The 19,165-nt window shown below is 69.2% G+C and carries 19 protein-coding genes; 12 read left to right on the forward strand and 7 right to left on the reverse strand.

The window, feature by feature from the left end; all coding sequences use genetic code 11:
• Nucleotides 1–134: 134 nt before the first annotated feature.
• On the forward strand, nucleotides 135–899 hold the full coding sequence (gene erm, locus ACIQLD_RS15545) for a 23S ribosomal RNA methyltransferase Erm (RefSeq protein WP_402609360.1): 765 nt from the start codon (nucleotides 135–137) through the stop codon (nucleotides 897–899).
• Between the two features lie 70 nt (nucleotides 900–969).
• On the opposite strand, the gene ACIQLD_RS15550 is transcribed toward erm, so the two are convergent.
• Nucleotides 970–1,782 (reverse strand): alpha/beta fold hydrolase, encoded by an 813-nt coding sequence (locus tag ACIQLD_RS15550; RefSeq protein ID WP_402609362.1) that lies wholly within the window; start codon nucleotides 1,780–1,782, stop codon nucleotides 970–972.
• A gap of 144 nt (nucleotides 1,783–1,926) precedes the next feature.
• Here ACIQLD_RS15550 and ACIQLD_RS15555 point away from each other — a divergent pair, with 144 nt between their 5' ends.
• The 8 genes from ACIQLD_RS15555 to ACIQLD_RS15590 all read left to right on the forward strand — a co-directional run bounded on the left by ACIQLD_RS15555 (nucleotide 1,927) and on the right by ACIQLD_RS15590 (nucleotide 11,891).
• On the forward strand, nucleotides 1,927–2,433 hold the full coding sequence (locus tag ACIQLD_RS15555) for a methylated-DNA--[protein]-cysteine S-methyltransferase (protein ID WP_402609364.1): 507 nt from the start codon (nucleotides 1,927–1,929) through the stop codon (nucleotides 2,431–2,433).
• A gap of 103 nt (nucleotides 2,434–2,536) precedes the next feature.
• Nucleotides 2,537–3,940: a threonine synthase gene (gene thrC, locus ACIQLD_RS15560; RefSeq protein WP_402609366.1), complete on the forward strand. Its 1,404-nt coding sequence runs from the start codon at nucleotides 2,537–2,539 to the stop codon at nucleotides 3,938–3,940.
• A gap of 240 nt (nucleotides 3,941–4,180) precedes the next feature.
• Nucleotides 4,181–5,521, forward strand: a complete 1,341-nt coding sequence (locus ACIQLD_RS15565; protein WP_402609368.1) for a purine-cytosine permease family protein — start codon at nucleotides 4,181–4,183, stop codon at nucleotides 5,519–5,521.
• Between the two features lie 40 nt (nucleotides 5,522–5,561).
• Entirely contained in the window at nucleotides 5,562–7,109 is a 1,548-nt protein-coding gene (locus ACIQLD_RS15570; RefSeq protein ID WP_402609370.1) for a hydantoinase/oxoprolinase N-terminal domain-containing protein, read from the forward strand.
• A gap of 1 nt (nucleotide 7,110) precedes the next feature.
• On the forward strand, nucleotides 7,111–8,226 hold the full coding sequence (locus ACIQLD_RS15575; RefSeq protein WP_402609372.1) for a DUF917 domain-containing protein: 1,116 nt from the start codon (nucleotides 7,111–7,113) through the stop codon (nucleotides 8,224–8,226).
• Nucleotides 8,223–9,341, forward strand: a complete 1,119-nt coding sequence (locus ACIQLD_RS15580) for a DUF917 domain-containing protein (RefSeq protein ID WP_402609374.1) — start codon at nucleotides 8,223–8,225, stop codon at nucleotides 9,339–9,341. The genes ACIQLD_RS15575 and ACIQLD_RS15580 overlap by 4 nt, the downstream gene beginning before the upstream one ends.
• Before the next feature lie 10 nt (nucleotides 9,342–9,351).
• Complete coding sequence (locus ACIQLD_RS15585) at nucleotides 9,352–10,380, forward strand: DUF917 family protein (RefSeq protein WP_402609376.1); 1,029 nt, start codon at nucleotides 9,352–9,354, stop codon at nucleotides 10,378–10,380.
• The gene (locus tag ACIQLD_RS15590; protein WP_402609378.1) at nucleotides 10,377–11,891 is read left to right on the forward strand and encodes a PucR family transcriptional regulator; all 1,515 of its coding nucleotides are present in this window, start codon (nucleotides 10,377–10,379) and stop codon (nucleotides 11,889–11,891) included. The genes ACIQLD_RS15585 and ACIQLD_RS15590 overlap by 4 nt, the downstream gene beginning before the upstream one ends.
• A 12-nt stretch (nucleotides 11,892–11,903) precedes the next feature.
• On the opposite strand, the gene ACIQLD_RS15595 is transcribed toward ACIQLD_RS15590, so the two are convergent.
• From ACIQLD_RS15595 to ACIQLD_RS15610, 4 genes are all read right to left on the reverse strand, one after another.
• A complete protein-coding gene (locus ACIQLD_RS15595) occupies nucleotides 11,904–12,317 on the reverse strand; it encodes a VOC family protein (protein ID WP_402609380.1) in 414 nt (137 codons plus the stop codon).
• Nucleotides 12,318–12,421: 104 nt separating this feature from the next.
• Nucleotides 12,422–12,688 carry a glutaredoxin family protein gene (locus ACIQLD_RS15600; protein ID WP_402609382.1) on the reverse strand — a complete coding sequence of 89 codons (267 nt, stop codon included), beginning with the start codon at nucleotides 12,686–12,688 and terminating at the stop codon, nucleotides 12,422–12,424.
• A 129-nt stretch (nucleotides 12,689–12,817) separates the two neighbouring features.
• Complete coding sequence (locus ACIQLD_RS15605) at nucleotides 12,818–13,126, reverse strand: hypothetical protein (RefSeq protein ID WP_402610288.1); 309 nt, start codon at nucleotides 13,124–13,126, stop codon at nucleotides 12,818–12,820.
• 123 nt (nucleotides 13,127–13,249) lie between these two features.
• Nucleotides 13,250–13,990: an SDR family oxidoreductase gene (locus tag ACIQLD_RS15610; RefSeq protein ID WP_402609384.1), complete on the reverse strand. Its 741-nt coding sequence runs from the start codon at nucleotides 13,988–13,990 to the stop codon at nucleotides 13,250–13,252.
• A gap of 132 nt (nucleotides 13,991–14,122) precedes the next feature.
• On the opposite strand from ACIQLD_RS15610, the gene sigJ reads away from it, so the two are divergent.
• From sigJ to ACIQLD_RS15625, 3 genes are read left to right on the forward strand one after another with little or no spacing between them, the layout of a single operon-like run.
• Complete coding sequence (sigJ, locus tag ACIQLD_RS15615; protein WP_402609386.1) at nucleotides 14,123–15,001, forward strand: RNA polymerase sigma factor SigJ; 879 nt, start codon at nucleotides 14,123–14,125, stop codon at nucleotides 14,999–15,001.
• A gap of 24 nt (nucleotides 15,002–15,025) precedes the next feature.
• Nucleotides 15,026–16,366, forward strand: a complete 1,341-nt coding sequence (locus ACIQLD_RS15620) for a M20/M25/M40 family metallo-hydrolase (protein ID WP_402609388.1) — start codon at nucleotides 15,026–15,028, stop codon at nucleotides 16,364–16,366.
• Nucleotides 16,367–16,421: 55 nt separating this feature from the next.
• Nucleotides 16,422–17,882 (forward strand): MFS transporter, encoded by a 1,461-nt coding sequence (locus ACIQLD_RS15625; RefSeq protein ID WP_402609390.1) that lies wholly within the window; start codon nucleotides 16,422–16,424, stop codon nucleotides 17,880–17,882.
• Between the two features lie 3 nt (nucleotides 17,883–17,885).
• Here ACIQLD_RS15625 and ACIQLD_RS15630 read toward each other — a convergent pair whose 3' ends face one another.
• Nucleotides 17,886–18,713: an alpha/beta hydrolase gene (locus tag ACIQLD_RS15630; protein ID WP_402609392.1), complete on the reverse strand. Its 828-nt coding sequence runs from the start codon at nucleotides 18,711–18,713 to the stop codon at nucleotides 17,886–17,888.
• Nucleotides 18,710–18,970: a hypothetical protein gene (locus ACIQLD_RS15635; protein ID WP_231479857.1), complete on the reverse strand. Its 261-nt coding sequence runs from the start codon at nucleotides 18,968–18,970 to the stop codon at nucleotides 18,710–18,712. Before ACIQLD_RS15635 ends, ACIQLD_RS15630 begins: the two co-directional genes overlap by 4 nt.
• Nucleotides 18,971–19,165 lie beyond the last annotated feature (195 nt).

Consider the following 19,165-nt stretch of genomic DNA (forward strand, 5'->3'; position numbering starts at 1 on the left):
GCGCTCGCTCATCGCACGCATCTGCGCGCCGTCCACCGAGATGTCATCGCACCTCGGGACGGGCAGTCCTCACTGACGCCACTTCGCGTCCTCCCTCCTCCGAGGTGCTCCGATTCTTCTTCTGGAGCGCACTCATGCCTCGTTCAATCCATGGTGGCCGTCACGAACTCGGCCAGAACTTCCTCACCCACCGTCCCACCCTCTCCCGCATCTGCGACCTCGTCCGGAACACGTCCGGTTCGATCCTGGAACTCGGCTGCGGTGACGGTGCGCTGACCCGCGCCCTCGCGGAACTGGGCAGACCGCTCACCGCGATCGACATCGACGAGCACCGGGTGCATCGACTGCGAAAGACGCTGCCCGGCGTCCGCGTCGAGATCGCCGATGCCACGCGTCATCCGCTCGATGCCGAGGTCGTCGTCGGCAACATCCCCTTCCACGTGACCACGCCGATCCTGCGACGGCTGCTCTCGCGCGGTCGCTGGAACGAGGCGGTGCTGCTGACGCAATGGGAGGTCGCGCGCAAGCGGGCAGGTGTCGGAGGCGGCACCCTGATGACCGCGCAGTCGGCGCCGTGGTTCGACTTCTCCCTCGAAGGCCGCGTACCGGCCTGGTGCTTTTCGCCCCGACCGAGCGTGGACGGGGGTCTGCTCGCGATCACCCGTCGCGGTTCCCCCCTTGTCCCAGCCTCCGACAGGCGCGGGTACGAGGAGTTCGTCCGGGCGATGTTCACGGGACGAGGGGGCACCCTCCCCGCCGTCGTGGCACGTGCCGCGTGTACGTCGATGTCCCGAGCTCGGCACGCGGTGGCGGCCGCCGGGGCGGAGGACCGGAGGCTTCCTCGCGAGCTGCGCCCCGAGCAGTGGGCCGCGCTGTGGCATCAGGTCTCGCGGGGGTGACGTCGGCGGCGGTCGAGCGGTGCGCGCTGCTCGACGGCCGTCGTGCGGGGCTCAGGCCGCCTCGCGTCCGTCAGCGCGCGAGCACCTCGCGCAGACGGGCGGCGAACTCCGCGGGGTGATCGACGAATCCGGTGTGGTCGCCGGGGAATCGGGTCGGCTCGATGCCGAGCTGTTCCCCGAGCGCGGTCGTCGTGCGCTCGCAGAGCTGGTCGACCGACTCCTCGCCGATGCCCAGAAAGAGGTCGCCGGCGCGTGCACGCAGGGTCACGATGTCGGGCTCCCAGCGCACACTCGCGGGCAGCTCGTGGCGGAACCAGAACTGCTCGTCCTCGTGGTGCTGCGGATCGACCTCGCCGCCGAACCACTGGACGAGCATCTCCTCCGGCATCGGGATGTTCGCCTGCGCGAAGAACAGCCGCCAGGCGCCGACGCGGTCGCCCGAGAGGGCTGCCGAGGTGAGTTCGTCGGTGAGGTGGCGCTGCGCGACGCGGTCGGGGAGCAGCTCGAGCAGCGGGGGTTCGTGGGCGATGACCGAGGACGCGAGATCGCCGTGCGATTGCATGAGTGCCAGGCTGGTGACCGCACCACCGCTCGAGCCGAAGACGACCGCCGGCCCGCGATCGACCTGGGCGATGAGCGCCGCGAGATCGTCGGCTCGCTGCTCGGGGCTCGAACCCCGGGAACGGTCGTGGAGCACGCTCCGCTTGGCGCCACGCGGGTCGGAGGTCAGCACCGTGTGGTCGGTCGCGAGCTCGTCGGCGAGCGGGGCGAAGGCGTCGGCGTCCATGGGGGCGCCGATCAGGACGAGGAGCGGTCCTTCGCCGCGGAGTTCGTAGTGGAGACGGACGTCGGGGAGATCGAGTGCAGCCGTGGTCGTGCTCATGAGGTGCTCCTTGTCGTCGGCGGGGCGTGCCCGTGTTCTTCGGCTTCCGCTGGATCCAGGTTCGCCCCGAATGCGTCGTGGCGCCAGACCCAGCGTGCAGGAGCGATCCTCCTCACTGTCGGGGGCGGGAGGTACCCTCGACGCATGTCCGCCTTCGGAACGCTCGCGACCCCGGTCGGTGTCGTCGGCGTCGTCAGTGACGGTTCGTCGATCACCCGCGTCACGTGGCGATCGACTGCGCCCGAGGGGAGCGCAGTACCGCCAGACCCCGCCTCCGACCCGCTGCTCGCAGAAGCCCTCGCGCAGCTTGCCGCCTACTTCGACGGCGCTCTGCGACTCTTCGACCTACCGGTCGACCTCGGCGACCAGACGGTGGCGACGCGCGCCGTCCTCACCTCCCTCCACGAGACGGTCGCGCATGGCGAGACGATCACCTACGGTGGGCTCGCCGCCCGCAGCGGCACAGATGTGCCGGCGAGGGGGATCGGCTCGATCATGGGTGCGAACCCCGTCCCGCTGATCGTGCCCTGCCATCGCGTCGTGGCTGGCGACGGCCTCGGCGGGTACTCGGGCGGCGATGAGGGGCACGGGCTCGAGACCAAGCGCTGGCTGTTGGAACACGAAGGGGCGTTGCCGACCTCTCTGTTCTGAGCGGGTCGGTCTGCGCGGCCGCCGGGGCGTGCGTCATCGCGTCATCGCGAGCGCGCGCACCCTGCGAGAATGGACGGGCCGAGTCCCGAGCCGAGGAGCCAACGTGCAGTTCATCTCCACCCGCGGCGGCATGCAGCCGCAGTCGTTCAGCGAGACGCTGTTGGAGGGCCTCGCGCCCGACGGCGGGCTGGCGGTGCCCCAGACCATGCCGACCGTCGACGGCGAGACGCTCGAGCGCTGGCGTGCGCTGACCTACCCGCAGCTCGCGGCCGAGGTGCTCGGCCTGTTCGCGACCGACATCCCGCGCGCCGACCTGGCCCGGATGACGGATGCGGCTTATGTCGACTTCCCCGACGGCGTGGTGCCGTTGCGTGCGATCGATGACGAGCTGACCCTGGTCGGGCTCTCCGAGGGGCCGACCCTCGCGTTCAAGGACATGGCCATGCAGTTCCTCGGCCAGGTGCTCGAATACACGCTCGAGCGCAACGACTCCGTGCTCAACATCCTCGGTGCCACCTCGGGCGACACCGGATCCGCGGCAGAGCATGCCCTCCGCGGCAAGGAGCGCGTCGCGGTGTTCATGCTGTCGCCGCAGGGGCGCATGAGCGCGTTCCAGCGCGCGCAGATGTTCTCGCTCGACGATGCGAACGTGTACAACATCGCGGTCGAGGGTGTCTTCGACGACTGCCAGAACCTCGTGAAGAAGCTCGCCGGAGATCTCGATTTCAAGCGCGCGCAGCACTTGGGGGCTGTGAACTCCATCAACCTGGCGCGCATCACGGCGCAGACCGTCTACTACTTCTGGGCGTGGTTGCGGGCGACCGACGCGGGCGGCTGGACCGAGCTGTCGTTCACGGTGCCCTCCGGGAACTTCGGCAACATCCTCTCCGGATTCTTCGCGAAGCAGATGGGGCTGCCGATCCGGCGCCTCGTGCTGGCGGCGAACGAGAACAACGTGCTGGACGAGTTCTTCCGCACCGGTGTCTACCGTCCGCGCAGCGCCGCCCAGACCCTCGCGACCTCGAGCCCCTCGATGGACATCTCCAAGGCGTCGAACCTCGAGCGGTTCATCTTCGAGCTGGTCGGTCGCGACCCGGCCCGCGTCGTCGGTGCCTGGGATGACCTCGAGGCGCAGGGCCACTTCGACTTCTCCGCCGAGCAGGAGCGCTTCCTCGAGGAATTCGGCATCGTCAGCGGCACCTCGACGCACGAGGATCGATTGGCGACCATCCGCGCGGTGTACGAGACGAGCGGCGAGGTCATCGACCCGCACACGGCCGACGGCGTCAAGGTCGCACGTGAGTACGTCGAGCCCGGTGTGCCGATGCTCGTGCTCGAGACGGCCAAGCCGGAGAAGTTCGCCGAGACGATCCACGAGGCGATCGGTGTGGAACTCGGCTACGCGCCGGAACTGCAGGAGATGCTCGACGCGCCCCAGCACGTGACGGAGATGGGTGACGACGAGCCCGCGCTCCGCGCCTTCATCGAGACGAACGCGCTGCACTGACCTTCGACCTCGACCCGCGAGGTGGTCGAGACCCACGCCTCGAGCCGAGACCCACCCCTGGCGATGTCCGCAGGGGGTGGGTCTCGTCGTCGGTCGTGATGTACCGGCGGCCGTGGACGGAGCGAGTGGTGTGCGATCTGCACATCCATGGGTAATTCTCGTGCGATATGCACATGTCGGCAGTGAGGGAAGCGTCGCTACTGTGGCGCACAACCCGTTCCCTCCTCCCGAAGGATCCTCATGGCACGCACGGCGCACGCAGACGACTTCGCGCTTTCCCGAGTGACTCCCGAGGCTCGCAGACCCTGGTTCGGAATCGCCGTGCAGCGATTCGGGCAGGTCTCGGCCCTCTCGCAATTCCTCCTCGGCGCGACCCTCGGCTACAGCATGACTTTCGGCGAGGCCGTCCTCGCCTTCCTCTTCGGCTCGCTCATCCTCGAGGTGATCATGTGCGTGGTCGGCTTCATCGGCCAGCGCGAAGGCCTCAACACCGCCCTCCTCGCCCGCTGGACCGGTTTCGGTGAGATCGGCGCCTCGCTGGTCGGCCTCGCGATCGGCATCAGCCTGATCGGGTGGTTCGGCATCCAGTCGGCCATCTCCGCGCAGTCACTCGATGCCCTTATGCCCGGCGCCCTCCCCGTCTGGGCCTGGAGCCTCATCTTCGGCCTCGCCGTCACCGCGATCGTGGCCTTCGGCTTCGTCGGGATGCAGTGGCTCGCGAACATCACCGTCCCGCTGTTCCTCATCCTGGTCGGCTGGTCGGTCATCACCGAGCTGAGCCGCCACGACATCGGCGAGCTGCTCACAGGACCGGCACCCGGACCCACGATGAGCGTCTGGGCCGGAACCGGCATCGTCGCCGGTGGTCTCATCGTCGGCGCGATCATCACGGGCGACATGACCCGTTTCAACCGCTCGCGCGCCGATGTCATCAAGCAGACCGTCCTCGGCGTCTCGCTCGGCGAGTTCGTGATCGGTCTCGCCGGCGTGCTGCTGGCCCACGCGGCCGCCACGGGCGACATCGTCGCGATCGTCACCTCGTCGGTCGGATTCATCGGGCTGTTCATCGTGCTCACCGGCACCCTGAAGATCAACGACTGGAACCTGTACTCCTCCACGTTGGGCCTGGTGAACTTCATCTCCACCGCGTTCGGGAAGAACCTGCACCGTGTCACGACGACCATCGTGCTGGGCGTCGTGGGATCCATCCTCGCGGCGGTCGGCATCCTCGGTCAGTTCACCGAGTTCCTGATCGTGCTGAGCGTCGCATTCCCGCCCATCGCCGGGATCATGGTGGCCGAGTACTACATCGTGCGCCGCTGGCGTCCCGACCTCGACGCCACCCGCGAGGCCGGTACCCTCCCGACGACCGCTCCGCGCATCGTCCCCGCGACGATCGTGGTGTGGCTGGTCTCCGCGCTGGTCGGCTACTTCGTGACCTGGGGCATCCCGTCGCTGCTGAGCCTCTTCCTCTCCATGGCGCTGTACGTCGTTGCAGGCAAGCTCGGCTGGGTCCGCGGCGTCGGCGTGGCGACCACGCGGCAGGCGAGACCGATCGAAGAAGCAGCAGCAGCGGCCTGAGCCCCCTGAGACAGACACCCCTCACAGGAAAGCGAGAATCATGCATATCGGCATCGACGTCGGCGGCACCAACACCGACGCAGTCCTCATGGACGGCACCCGCACGCTCGCGGGCGTGAAGCACTCGACCACCCCCGATGTCACCAGTGGCATCATCCAGGCGATCGAGGATCTGCGGGCCGGGCACGCCTTCGAGGGCACCGACGTCGATGCCGTCATGATCGGCACGACGCACTTCATCAACGCGCTCGTGCAGGCCAGCAGGCTCGCGCCGGTCGCGGCCCTCCGCCTCGGGCTCCCCGCCACGCGGGCCCTGCCGCCGCTGATCGACTGGCCCGAGGTGCTGGTCGAGGCGACGCAGGCCCGCAGCTACCTCGCGCACGGCGGTTACGAGTTCGACGGACGCCCGATCTCGCCGCTCGACCCGGACGAGATCCGGGCGCACGCGGAGGACATGAAGGCGCACGGCATCCGCTCGGTCGCGATCTCGTCAGTGTTCAGCCCGGTCAACCACGACCTGGAGGTGCGGGCGGCCGAGATCGTCGCAGAGGTGCTGGGCGCGGATGCCGCCATCTCGCTGTCCCACGAGATCGGCCGCATCGGACTGCTGGAGCGCGAGAACGCGACGATCATCAACGCCGCGCTGCGCGAGCTCGCATCGGAGATCGTCGACGGGCTCACCTCCGCCGTACGCGCCCAGGGGATCGAGGCGCCGATCTTCCTCAGCCAGAACGACGGCACGCTCATGGACGAGGAGTACGTGCGCCGCTACCCGGTCGCCACCTTCGCCTCGGGCCCGACCAACTCGATGCGCGGGGCTGCTGCCACGAGCGGCCTCGACGACTGCGCCGTGATCGACGTGGGAGGCACCACGGCCGACATCGGTCTGCTGATCAACGGCTTCCCGCGTGAGACCGCGAACGAGGTGAAGGTCGCGGGAATCCGCACCAACTTCCGGATGCCCGACGTGCTCTCCCTCGGCATCGGCGGCGGGAGCATCGTCGACGAGGAGACGGCCGAGGTCGGGCCTGCTTCGGTCGGGTACAAGCTGACGACGGAGGCTCTGGTCTTCGGCGGTTCCACCCTGACCGCCACCGACATCGCGGTCGCCGCCGGTCGCGCACAGGTGGGCGATGCGAGCAAGGTCGCGCACCTCGACCCGGCGTTCGTCGAGCGGGTGCTCGCCCGCATCGCCGAACGCGTGTCCGAAGCCGTCGACCGCATGCGCACCTCGCCCGAACCCATCGCGGTGGTCGCTGTCGGCGGAGGATCCATCCTGCTCCCCGACGAGCTGCCGCTGTTCGGCACCGTGCACCGCCCGGAGAACTACGCGGTCGCCAACGCCATCGGCGCCTCGATCGCTCAGGTCGGTGGTGAGATCGACAAGGTCTACGCGATCGAACCGGGGCGTCGCGACGAGACCATCGCCGAGGTGCGGGCCGAAGCCGTCGACAAGGCGATCGCGGCGGGCGCGAAGCCGTCGACCGTATCGATCATCGACTTCGACGAGGTGCCGATCCCGTACCTCCCCGGCAACGCGACGCGCATCCGCGTGAAGGCCGTCGGCGACCTCGACATGGGAGCGTGACATGAGCTGGACGATCACTCCCGCGCACATCGACGGTCTCGCCCGCGGCGCCGCCGTGCTCGGCACCGGCGGCGGCGGAGACCCCTACATCGGGGCACTGCTCGCGCGTCAGGCGCTGACCTCCGGCGACGTCACGGTCGTGGGCCTCGACGAGGTGCCCGACGACGCGCTCGTGCTGTTCGTCGCGATGATGGGAGCACCGACCGTGATGGTAGAGAAGCTCCCGAGCCTTGCCGAGGTCATCGAACCGGTCAAGGCGCTCAGCGTCCACCTGGGCCGTCCGATCACCCACATCGCGTGTGCCGAGGTCGGTGGAGTCAACTCGACCATCCCGATCGCCGCCGCCGCCGCACTCGGCCTTCCACTGGTCGACGCCGACGGCATGGGGCGTGCGTTCCCCGAGCTGCAGATGGTGCTCCCGACACTGTACGGCGTGACCGCATCGCCGCTTGCGTTCAGCGATGAGAAGGGCAACACCGGCGTGCTGCAGACGGTCGACAACTCGTGGACCGAGCGCATCGCCCGCGTGGCCTGTGTCGAGATGGGGTGCTCGGTCATGATCTCCGGGTTCTCGATGTCCGGCACCGCCGCGCGGGAGTCGCTCGTCTCGGGGTCGCTGTCGCGCTGCATCGAGATCGGGCAGCGCATCGCCGCCGCGCGCGACGCGAAGACAGATCCCGTCGCCGCAGTCGTCGAGCTTCTCGGTGGGCGTGAGCTGTTCGACGGCAAGGTCGTCGACGTGCACAGGGCGACCACGACCGGCTTCGCCCGCGGGCGCGCACGCATCGACGGCGACGGTGGGGCCGCACTGACCCTGCAGTTCCAGAACGAGCACCTCGTGGCCGAGGTCGACGGGACGGTGCTCGCGACCACTCCCGATCTGATCATGGTGCTCGACGGCGAATCCGGCGAGCCGATCACGACCGAGGCTCTGCGATACGGGCAGCGGGTGAGGGTGATCGCCGCACCTGCCGACGAGCGCTGGCATTCGGACGCGGCGCTCGCGATGGTCGGGCCGGGCTACTTCGGGTACGACATGCCGGCGCACCGCTTCGACGGGAGCGTGTCGAGCGGAACGGCATCGAGCGCAACCGCGTCGACGGGAGCCGCGGCATGAGCTGGCAGCTCACCGCCGCTGATCTCCCCGACCTCGCCCGGGGCGCGACTCTGCTGGGCACCGGTGGCGGAGGAGACCCCTACATCGGCAAGATGCTGGTCGAGCGTGTGCTGGGGGAGGGGAGCATCACGATCCTCGACCCGGATGAGCTCCCCGACGACCTGTTCGTGATCCCGACGGCTCAGATGGGTGCGCCGACCGTGATGATCGAGAAGATCCCCGCCGGCACCGAACCCACGCTCGCCCTGCGCACGCTCGAAGAGCACCTCGGGCGGAAGGCGGATGCGACGATGCCGATCGAGTGCGGGGGTATCAACTCGATGATCCCGCTCATCGTCGCGGCCGAGACCGGGCTGCCGGTCGTCGATGCCGATGGCATGGGCCGTGCCTTCCCCGAGCTGTCGATGGAGACCTTCGCCGTGTACGGTGTGCACGGGTCGCCCCTCGCGCTTGCTGGCGAGCGGGGTGAGAAGGTCGTGATCGACACGGGAGACGACGACCGGCAGATGGAATGGCTCGCCCGCGGCATCACGATCCGGCTCGGCGGCGTGGGGCACATCGCCGAGTATGCGATGACGGGAGCCGACGTGCGGCGCACGGCCGTTCCCCGGACGATCTCGATGGCCCTCGACCTGGGCCGTGCCATTCGGATCGCCCGTGAAGAGCACCGCTCGCCGTTCGATGCGATCGCCGAGACCCTGGCGAGCACCCTCTACCCGCACCTGCGCGAACTCTGCGTCGGCAAGGTCGTCGACGTCGAGCGACGCACGACCGAGGGATTCGCCAAGGGGCGGGCCGTCATCGCTCCCCTCGGGGCGGACGAGGGCGACACGTTCGAGATCTCCTTCCAGAACGAGAACCTCATCGCCCACCGGGGCGGGACGCTCGTGGCGATCGTGCCCGACCTCATCTGCGTGGTCGATCACGAGACGGCGGAGCCGATCACGACGGAGGGGCTCCGGTACGGGCAGCGTGTGCGCGTGCTCGGCATCTCCACCCCCGAGATGATGCGCACGCCCGACGCGCTCGCCGCGTTCGGCCCGTCTGCGTTCGGTCTCACAGCCGGCTTCGTGCCGGTCGAGGAGCTGGCCGCGGGCGAGGGCGTTTCTCCCTAGGCTGGAGCGCATGATGCTGCAGCGCGACGACCTCACGGCGCTCGCCCGCGGTTATGCGCTGCTCGGCTCCGGCGGCGGCGGCTCGACGACCATGCTCGAGCTGATGCTCGCGGGCGCTGCGAGCTGGCCGATGGAGGTCTCGCCGATCTCGGCGCTCGATCCCGCCACGCCCTGCCTCGGGGTCGCCTTCGTCGGCTCGACCATGCTTCTGGAGGAACGGCCGCCGGGCACAGCACCCTTCACGCGGCTCCTCGACGCCGTCGAGCGGTGGATCGGTCATCCGGTTCCCGCGGTCTGCTCCCTCGAAGGCGGCGGCATGAACGGTCTGTCACCGTTGCTGTTGGCCGGCACCCACGTCGTGGTCGATGCGGACTGCACCGGCCGGGCGGTTCCGGGCCTCGACCAGATGTCGCTGTTCGTGGATCGCGTCCCCGGCCTCGTGTTCGCCTGCGACACGGGTGTCGACGGCGTCGCACTCGTCGAGGCGCACCGGGCGATCGATGCCGAGCGGGTCGTGCGATCGGCGATCATCCAGGCCGGTGGGGCCGGCTGTGCCGTGCTCGGCGGGTTCACGGTCGGCGATCTGCGAGAGCACGCGATCGGCGGCCATCTCGCCCATGCACTCGAGCTGGGGCGGGCCTATCTCGGCGCCGCGTCCGCTCCGCTCCCGATCCTCGCCGATGCGCTCGGGGCAGAGCTTCTCGCCGAGGGGCGCATCGTCTCGATCTCCTCATCTGCGCACGATCCACACGTGAATGCGGTGGAGATCAGCGGGCTCGCGGGGGCCGTGCACCGGGTGGTCAGTCGCTCGGAGACCCTCGCCGTGCTCACCGACGGCCGTCTGGTCGCATCCGCTCCGACGATCATCGTGGTCATCGACACGATCTCGCGGGAGATCCTGGAGGTCACCGAACTCCGACTCGCGCGCAACGTCGCGGTCCTCGCCGTCCCGGCGCCGGAATGGTGGAATGCCCGACCGGATCGGCGGGCGAAAGTGCTGCCCTCCGCGTACGGACTCGACGATCTGGACGCCGCGTGAACGAGAGGCTGCAGTTGAGCGCGCTGCTCGCCCATGCCGAGAACGGCGGGGTGCGGAGAGTCGCGGGCCCCGACGACGCGGCGTGGGAGGCGGTGACGGTGGGGGCGGGGGAGTCTGAGCTGAGCGAGAGCGGAGCCGACCGGCTCGCGGTCCTCACCGCGACCGCCCCGACGTCGACGTGGCAGCAGGACGCGCTGCTGCGCCGGCTGCGTGACCGCGGATACACGGGTCTGGCGCTCACCGGGGCGGCCTCGTTCGATGCGGGAGCCTTCCGCCTCGCGGACCGGATCGGCCTGTGCCTGCTCGATGTCGAACGTCCCATCCAACTCGCGAAGGCCTGCTGGATGCTGATCGAGGCTCGTGATGCGCTGACCCTCAGCCAGGTGCGCAAGGTCGCCCAGTCGTTCGAGTACGCCGCCGCAGACCTGGCCGACCTGCTGGGGCACATCGCCGCGAACCTCGGTGTCGGCGCCGCGCTGATCGACTCGTCGGGAGTGCTGCAGGAGGCGGGGGCGCATCTGGATCAGCGGCTGCACGCCGCGATCAGTTTCGACTCGTGGCTCGACAGGGCGGGTGTCGGCGATGCGGCGGCCGCGTCGGTGCGCGTGGACAGCCCGGGGCGCAGCGGGCTGCGGCTCGTGCTCTTCGGCCGAGGACTCGGCGAGGCACAGGTGCAGTCGCTTTCCGTCGCTGCCGAGGTGGCGATGCCGGCGGTCGCGGCGCGCATCCTGATCGACGAGGTGGCGGCGGTGAACGATGTCGCCGTGTCCTCCGGCCTGCTGCGCGACTTCGTCGACCTGCACGGGGCGGCCGACGCCGATGTGGAGCGGCGCATGGCCGAGCGCGGCTGGCGCACCGGAGGGCACCACCTCGGCTTCCGGATGGTGGCGAGGGGGCGACTCGACTCCTTCTCGCTGCTGAGGACGGTCAGCGCCGGGCTCAGCGCCATCGACGGCGATGCGCACGTGACGACAGCCGGCCGAGGACTGAGCGGATGGCTGACCTTCCCGGAGTCGCCGGATCCGGATCGGGTGGAGAGGGCGGTCGCGGCTCTGCGTGAGCTCCACCTCGGTGTTCTGCGCGATTTCGCCGTCGCGACCGGTATCGGCTCGCTGCAGGGCGGACCGGAAGGCCTCGCCGCGACCCTCGACGAGGCGGGCGACGCGGCACGCATCGCCGCGTCGCGCTCGGCGACAGGGTGGTTCGTGCGTGTCGACAGCCTCGGACTCGAGCAGCTCCTGCTCGCCTGGACCGGGAACGACACGTTCGTCCCCGCCGCGGAATCCCTCCTCGCGCCGCTGCAGGAGGGAGGGGGTGAGCTGCTCACCACCCTTTCGTCGTATCTCGACAACGAATCGGGTATCGCCGCGACCGCGACGGCGCTCGGTCTGCATCGCAACACCGTCGCCGTGCGGATCCGGCGTGTGCAGGAGCTTCTCGGCATCGACCTCACAGATCCGGAGGCGCGCTTGGCCCTGCACCTGGCCTGCCGGGCGGTGCAGCCGCGGTGAGCGGTGGCGGTCTCACTCCTCCGGGTCGCCGTGCAGCATCCACGGGATGCCGAAGCGATCGACGAGCATGCCGAAGAGGCCGCCCCACGGGGGTACGTCCAACGGCATCGTGATGGTCGCGCCGTCCGAGAGCTTCTCCCATACCGCGCGGGTGGTGTCCTGTGAGTTGCCGCTGAGCGAGACCGAGAATCCCTGCGGCTTCTCGTAAGGCATGCCGTCGGGGGAGTCGGAGGCCATCAGCACCAGACCGTTCGGAGCATCCAGCTGCGCGTGCATGACGAGATCCTTCTGGCTCGGATCCTGCACCATGTCGGGGAACTCCCCGAAGGTGTTGATCACGAGGTCGCCGCCGAGGACGCTCTGATAGAACTCCATCGCCGTGCGGGCCTCGGTGCGGAAGGAGAGATACGGATTGAGAGCAGGCATGAGGACTCCAGGGTGTGCGAAAGGTGTCGCGACCGGCACCACTGACGCTCAGTCTGCGCTCGCATCGACGGGGTCCGCAAGAGGGACCCGGATGGACGAGGGGTTCAGTCCGGGAGAGCCTTGACCGCGGCGGTGAGCACCTGCGGGATGGTCGGCACCCCGGTGGCGCGAAAGACCTCGGCGCCGACGGAATCACGAATGATCACGGTCGGTGTGAACCCGATGCCGAGCTTCTCGGCGGCGTCCGGATCCTGTGCGACGTCGATCTCGGTGACGGTCGCGTCGGGGAGGAATCGTGCCGCCTCGGCGAGGACGGCCCTGGTCCGCGCGCAGGCGCCGCAGAACGACGATGACACCAGGGTCAACTCCATGCGGGCCTCCTCCGGCGCCCATTGCGCCCCACATCTGCAACCTGCAACCGGTTCGTGGTGTTCCCGTGAGACGGCGGAGGTGCTCAGGCGACGGGACGCCGCGCGCTCGGTCGGATCAGCCTCAAGAGGTCATCCGCGGTCGAGGCCGAAGGTGTGCTTCACGAGCGCGCGCACGTCGCGGTCGAGGCCTTCGATACGGCTCTCCACGGCGTCGATGCGAGTGTTCACCGAGACGAATCGCGCATCGACGGCCTCGAACCGCGCATCGACGGCCTCGAACCGCGCGACCATCTCGGTGTGGAGCCCGCCGATCTCTGACCTCACGCCGCCGATCTCGGCTCGCAACACTCGGATGAACAGCGTCGAGACCACCGTGACCATTCCGAACATCAGGGCGATGACGGCACCGATCATGGTCCAGATCTGCGGCTCGGTCATCGTGATCACGCTCTCATTCTGGTCGGATGATCTCATCCTGCCAAGACCGTGAACCAGTATGCGGCGAGTGGGGAGAAGCCTGTCTCGGAGCAATATGTGGAGGGGGACTGGCGCGCGGCAACGCTAGCGCGCGGCGAGCCATTCGGCGAAGGTCTGGCGTCCGAGATCTGCGTCAGGACCGGGGAGAGCATGCCCCGCTCTCATGCCGGCCATCTGCGGCCCTGGCACGTTGAGTCTCGGTATCCATCCGCGGAATCCCGTCCGCCGCGCGAACGCGCGCACCATGTCAGACAACTGCTCTTCCCGAGGGCCGGCGAGGTCACGCACGCGTCCCTGCGGATCGGCAGTGGCGAGTGCTGCGAGACGCGCACCCACTTCGCTCGCAGCCACGGGCTGTGTACGCGCGTTCGGGGCGATGTGCACGGGGCCCAGCTTCGCGCGTTCGAACATCTGCTCCGCGAATTCATGGAACTGCGTGGCCCGCATGATCGTCCACGGCACGCGCGACGCCTCGACGATCTTCTCCTGGGCGATCTTGCCGGCGTAATAGTCGTAGGGAATGCGGTCGATCCCGACGATCGACAGCAGCACCAGATGTCGTACCCCGGCTTCTGCGGCTGCCGAAACCAGATTCCCGGTCGCCGCGGTGAAGAACTCGATCGCTGTGCTCGCCTTGAGCGTCTCGATGCTCGCGACGTCGATCACCGCGTCCACGCCGGTCAGGGCGTCGTCCAGGCCCTGCCCGGTCACCAGATCGACTCCCTGCGATCGGCTGAGGACGACCGCGTCGTGCCCCGCTGCGCGCACCGCCTCGACGGTGTGCCGCCCGACGGTCCCGGTTCCTCCTGCGACGGCGATCCTCATATCCGCTCTCCTTCGTCTCGGTACATCCTTCTCCTTGTTCGACGACGCAGGCGACCGAAACGTGAGGTGCCCGTGCGAGCGCGGCGTCGGCGCGGTGTCGACGGGAGGCGCAGCCGGGCCAGGATGGAGGTGATGGATGATCTCGATGTGGTCGAAGCCGAACGCCGCGGCCTGCTCGCTCTCGCATACCGTCTGCTCGGCACGGTCGCGGACGCCGAGGACGCGGTGCAGGAGACGTACGTGCGCTGGGTCGGGCTGACCGACGGGGAGCGCGCGCGGATCGTCAACCCCGGTGCGTGGCTGACGCGGGTGGCCGGACGCATCTGCCTGGACGTGCTGGGCTCGGCGCGAGCGCGACGGGAGAGCTACGTCGGTCAGTGGCTTCCGGAGCCGGTGCCACAGGACTCGCCGTTCACCACCGCACCTGCGGATCCGCTCGACAGGGTGTCGCTCGACGAGTCGGTCGGCATGGCGTTGCTCGTGGTCCTGGAATCGCTCACCCCCGCCGAGCGCGTTGCCTTCGTGCTGCACGACGTGTTCGGCGTTCCGTTCGCCGAGATCGCCGAGACGGTCGGCCGGAGCACGGACGCGGTCAGACAACTCGCGTCGCAGGGTCGTCGACGCGTGCGGGAGCGGCGGGCGCGCCTGGCGACGCGGGAGCAGCATGACGCCGTCGCCCGTGCTTTCCTCGAAGCCGCATCGACCGGGCGGCTCGATCGCCTCATCGCTGTGCTCGATCCGGATGTCGTGCTGATCTCCGACGCGGGCGGGAGGAAGTCGGCGGCGCTGCGACCGGTCGTCGGGGCCGATCACGTGGCACGTTTCCTGCAGGGCATCGCTCGGCGTCACACCGACGCCGAGATCCGTCTCGTCGCCACCGCGGACGGGTTGGCCGTGCTCGCCGCACTCGGCGGCGACACCGATGCGGTGTTCTCCCTCGTCGTCGAGGGCGAACGGATCACCGAGGTACTGGCCGTGCGAAATCCCGACAAGCTCACGCAGTGGTCGTGACCGTCGCTGGGTACGATGGCGACTGTGACCACATCGACCGTGCGCCCGGGCATCGCCGAGCGGCTTTCGCAGATGATCCGGATCCCGACGGTCTCGGCCGAGCTCGACGAACGCGGCACGGCTCCCTTCGAGGAGTTCGTCGAGCTGATCGCGGAGCTCTACCCCTTGACGCACGAGAAGCTGCGTCGGGAACGGCACACCGACTTCGGCCTCCTGTTCCACTGGGAGGGGAGCGGCGCGACTTCCGACGAGCCCGTCGTGCTGATGGCGCACTACGATGTCGTTCCGGTCGACGAGAGTGACGACTGGACCCATCCGCCGTTCGCCGGCGTGATCGCCGACGGCTCGGTGTACGGCCGCGGAGCGCTGGATGACAAGGGGCCGCTGATCGTTGTCCTCGAGGCGGTCGAGAATCTGCTCGCCGACGGGTTCGTCCCGCCCCGCGACGTGTACCTCTCCTTCGGGGGCAACGAGGAGACGTACGGGCGCGCAGCCGAGGAGATCGCGCGGGTGCTGCGCGAACGCGGGGTCGTCCCGTGGCTCGTGGTCGACGAGGGCGGTGCCGTGGTCGACGCGCCCCTGCCCTTCGTCCCCGGCCGTGCCGCGATGATCGGTGTCGGGGAGAAGGGCGTGATGACGCTCCGGTTGACGGCTCGCGGCGACGGCGGCCACGCCTCCGCGCCGCCGTCGTTGACCGCCGTCCGGCGCATCGCCAGGGCCGTGGACAGACTCGGACCGACCACGTTCCGCCCGCGGGCGTCGAAGGCGATCCTGCGGATGCTGTCGCAACTGGCCATGCAGACTCCGGGACAGGCTCGGCACGTGCTGCGGCTGCTCGGTTCCTTCCCGCTGCTGACCGCGCAGGTCTTCGCCGCCCTCGGGGGCGAACCGGCGGCTCTCGTGCGCACCACGGTCGCGCCCACCATGCAGTCGGGCGGCACTGCGGCCAACGTCCTGCCGTCTCAGGCCTCCGCCACCGTCAACCTGCGCATCGCGCTCGGCGAGACGACGCAGCAGACGGTGTTCCGGGTGCGCCGGCGCATCCGCGACCCGCTCGTCACTGTCGAGGTCGTCGAAGCGAGCGAGCCGTCGCCGGAGTCACCGACCGACAACGCCCAGTTCGCCCTGCTGGCCGAGGCCCTCGACGTCGCGTTCCCCGGGGTGCCCGCAGTGCCGTACGTGATGATGGCGGCCACCGATTCGCGGCACTTCCACCGCTTCTCGCCGGCCGTCTACCGCTTCGCGCCGCTGGACATGTCGAACGCCCAGCGTGCCTCGATCCACGGGGTCGACGAGAGTGTCGAGATCGCTGCCCTGGAGCGGGGGGAGCGATTCCATCGGGCGCTGCTCGAACGGCTAGGGTGATCTCACCCTTTCCTCGGAGTGTGCCGGGGAACCCGAAGCAGAAGCAGGAGACGCGATGACGCGCACCCGCACCCTGGGCACCCTTGCCGTCGTCGTCGGCTTCCTGGCCTTCGTGGAGTTCACGAGTGGTGTGCTGCAGGGGTACTACACCCCGATGCTCACCGACATCGCGCGCCATCTGGGCATCCACGACGCCGACGTGAACTGGCTCGAGGGGGCGCAGCTGATGCTGTCGGCGCTCGTCGTCCCGGCGTTCGCGAAGCTCGGCGACATGGTCGGCCACAAGCGGATGCTGCTGATCTCGACCGCCGTCACGGCTGCAGCCGCCCTGGTGCTGCCGTTCACCGACTCGTTCCCGGTGTTCCTCGCGGCGTGGGCGTTGATGGGGTTCTACGTGGTCTGGCTTCCGCTGGAGATCGCTCTGATCTGGTCGCGCTCGCGTCGTATGGAGGGGCGTTCCTCGATCACGGCGAAGGCGGCAGGCCTCCTCGTCGCGGCCCTCGAAGGAGGCGCGATCATCGGCGCGCTCGTCGGCGGCGCGCTCATCGATGTGCTGCCTCTCACCGTGGTGCTGCTGGTGCCCGCCGTGCTGATCGTGGTCTGCTTCTTCGTGATCCTGTTCGGCGTCAAGGAGTCGCCGGAGCCCACGGGCGGCCTCTTCGACACGGTCGGTCTCGTGCTCATCTCCCTCGCCCTCGTCTGCTTCACCGGGGGTCTCAGCCTGCTCCGGCTGGAGGACGGCCTGACCAACCCCTGGTCCTGGGCGGTGGTGGTGCTCGGCGTCCTGCTGGTGATCCCGTTCGTCCTCTGGGAGCTCCGCTCCGACGATCCGCTGATCGATGTGCGCATGTTCCGTTCGCCGGCGCTGGGCCCGGTCTTCCTGACCGCCGGGCTCTTCGGCGTCAGCGTGCTCGGCGCGCAGGCCCCGCTGTCGACGTTTGCGCGCACCGATCCGACGGTCTACGGCTATGGTCTCGGCACGAGCGGCTTCGCGACCTCGCTGATCATCGGCGTGTATCTGATCGCCATGATCGCGGGGGCTCTCCTGTTCCCGACCGTCGCCAGGCGGGCCACGCCGCGCCTGACGCTGATGGGCGCGTCCGTGCTGGTCGGCATCGGGTTCCTCCTCTTCCTTCCGTTCCACGACACGTACGCGCAGGTCATCACGAACATGGTCGTGGTCGGACTCGGCTCCGGTGCGCTGGTCGCGGCGCTCCCCGCCGCTGCCGCCTCGGCCGCTCCGGCCACGCAGACCGGTGTCGCGACGGGGCTCACCAATTCGGTGAAGACCATCGGCGGTGCCATTGCCTCGTGCGTGTTCGGCATCGCCCTCCTGCACGGGGTCGCGAGCACGGCGGGTGCGACCGAGGCGACGGCCGGCTCGCTCGCGGGCTACTTCACGGTATGGATCGTCTGCGGAGTGACCGCCCTCGTGGCCGCCGTGATCCTCGTGTTCGTCCCGAAGACCGCGTTCACCGACCGATCTGTCGAGACCGAGGCGGCCGCGGCGCGCTGAGTCTCAGGAGCGCAGCCCGAGAGCGCGCGCGATCTGCGGCCACGCGCGGGCACCGAGCTCCGCGTCAGCAGACGGTGAGCCTCCCCGCGCCATCGTCACTCCACCGGTGGCGATCGATTCGCCGGGCAGGATCATCCGGTGCCCGGCGGGGGCGTGGGCGATCAGCGTCGTCTCCTGTCCGTTCGCTCTGCGGCGCTCGATGATCTCGGCGGCGAATCGGTCGCTCGGCCAGACGCGGTCGTCGCCTCCTGCGATCAGCACGACGACACCGGGGATGTTCTCCGAGTGGATCGCGGCGGCTGCGGTGGCGTCAGGGGCGCGATCGAGGCTCGACTCGTACAGGGATCGGTACTCGGGTGGCTCGCTGGACGGCGACCAGGATGAGTCGAAGGGGACAGCCGGCAGCGGAGTCCCGCGCCAGGTCCAGTGCGATGACCAGTCCCCGTCGGCGACACCCGCCCAGACGACGGATGACGGTGAGACCGCGACTGTCACGTCGACGGGGTGAAGCGAAGCGGTCGCGAGGGCCGCCTCGGCGCCGAACGACGTTCCGAAGATCGCGACGCGATCGGCATCGCGTCGCAGGAAGTCCAACTGATCGGCGAACAGTTCGATCGGCACGTCGTGCGGTGCGGGGCGTTGGCCCGCACCACCGAACCAGCGGATGGCGCGGACCCGGGCCCCGTGCCGTGCGAACAGGTCGGCCCGCTCTGCCTCCACGCGCCCACTCGACCCCGCGAGCAGCAGGATCGCGGTGCCGCTGGGCATCTCCGGATAGGCGTCATACCGGTCGGGTGGGGCGACCGAAGCGTCGTCTCGAAGCGGCGTCATCCGTCGCGGTCGAGACCGAACGTGCGCTTCACGATCGCCTGCACGTCGCGGTCGAGTCCGTCGATGCGGGTGTTCACGGCATCGAATCGTGCGTTCATCTCGGTGCGCAGACCGCCGATCTGCCCGTTCATCTCGGTGCGCAGACCGCCGATCTCACTGCGGACGATCCGGACGAACAGGGTCGAGACGACCGTGAGCGTGCTGAACATCAGCACGGTGAACGATCCGATCATGGTCCAGATCTGCGCGTCATTCATGAATCCCACTTCCTCATCGTCGCATCGATTCGGCAAGCCTGCCAGAGCCCGGGAACCGAAGATATCGGTCGCGCACGAGCGGGGGATAAACCCGGCTTCTGACGTGTCGGAGCAGGAGAAGACGATCCGCCCGGGGATTTCGCGCGGAAGGGGTGGAGAGGAGACCGGGCGGTGGGATCCCACCGCCCGGTCCTG

Origin of the sequence: Microbacterium sp. NPDC091662, from assembly GCF_044756705.1 — a bacterium.
Lineage (GTDB): Bacteria > Actinomycetota > Actinomycetes > Actinomycetales > Microbacteriaceae > Microbacterium.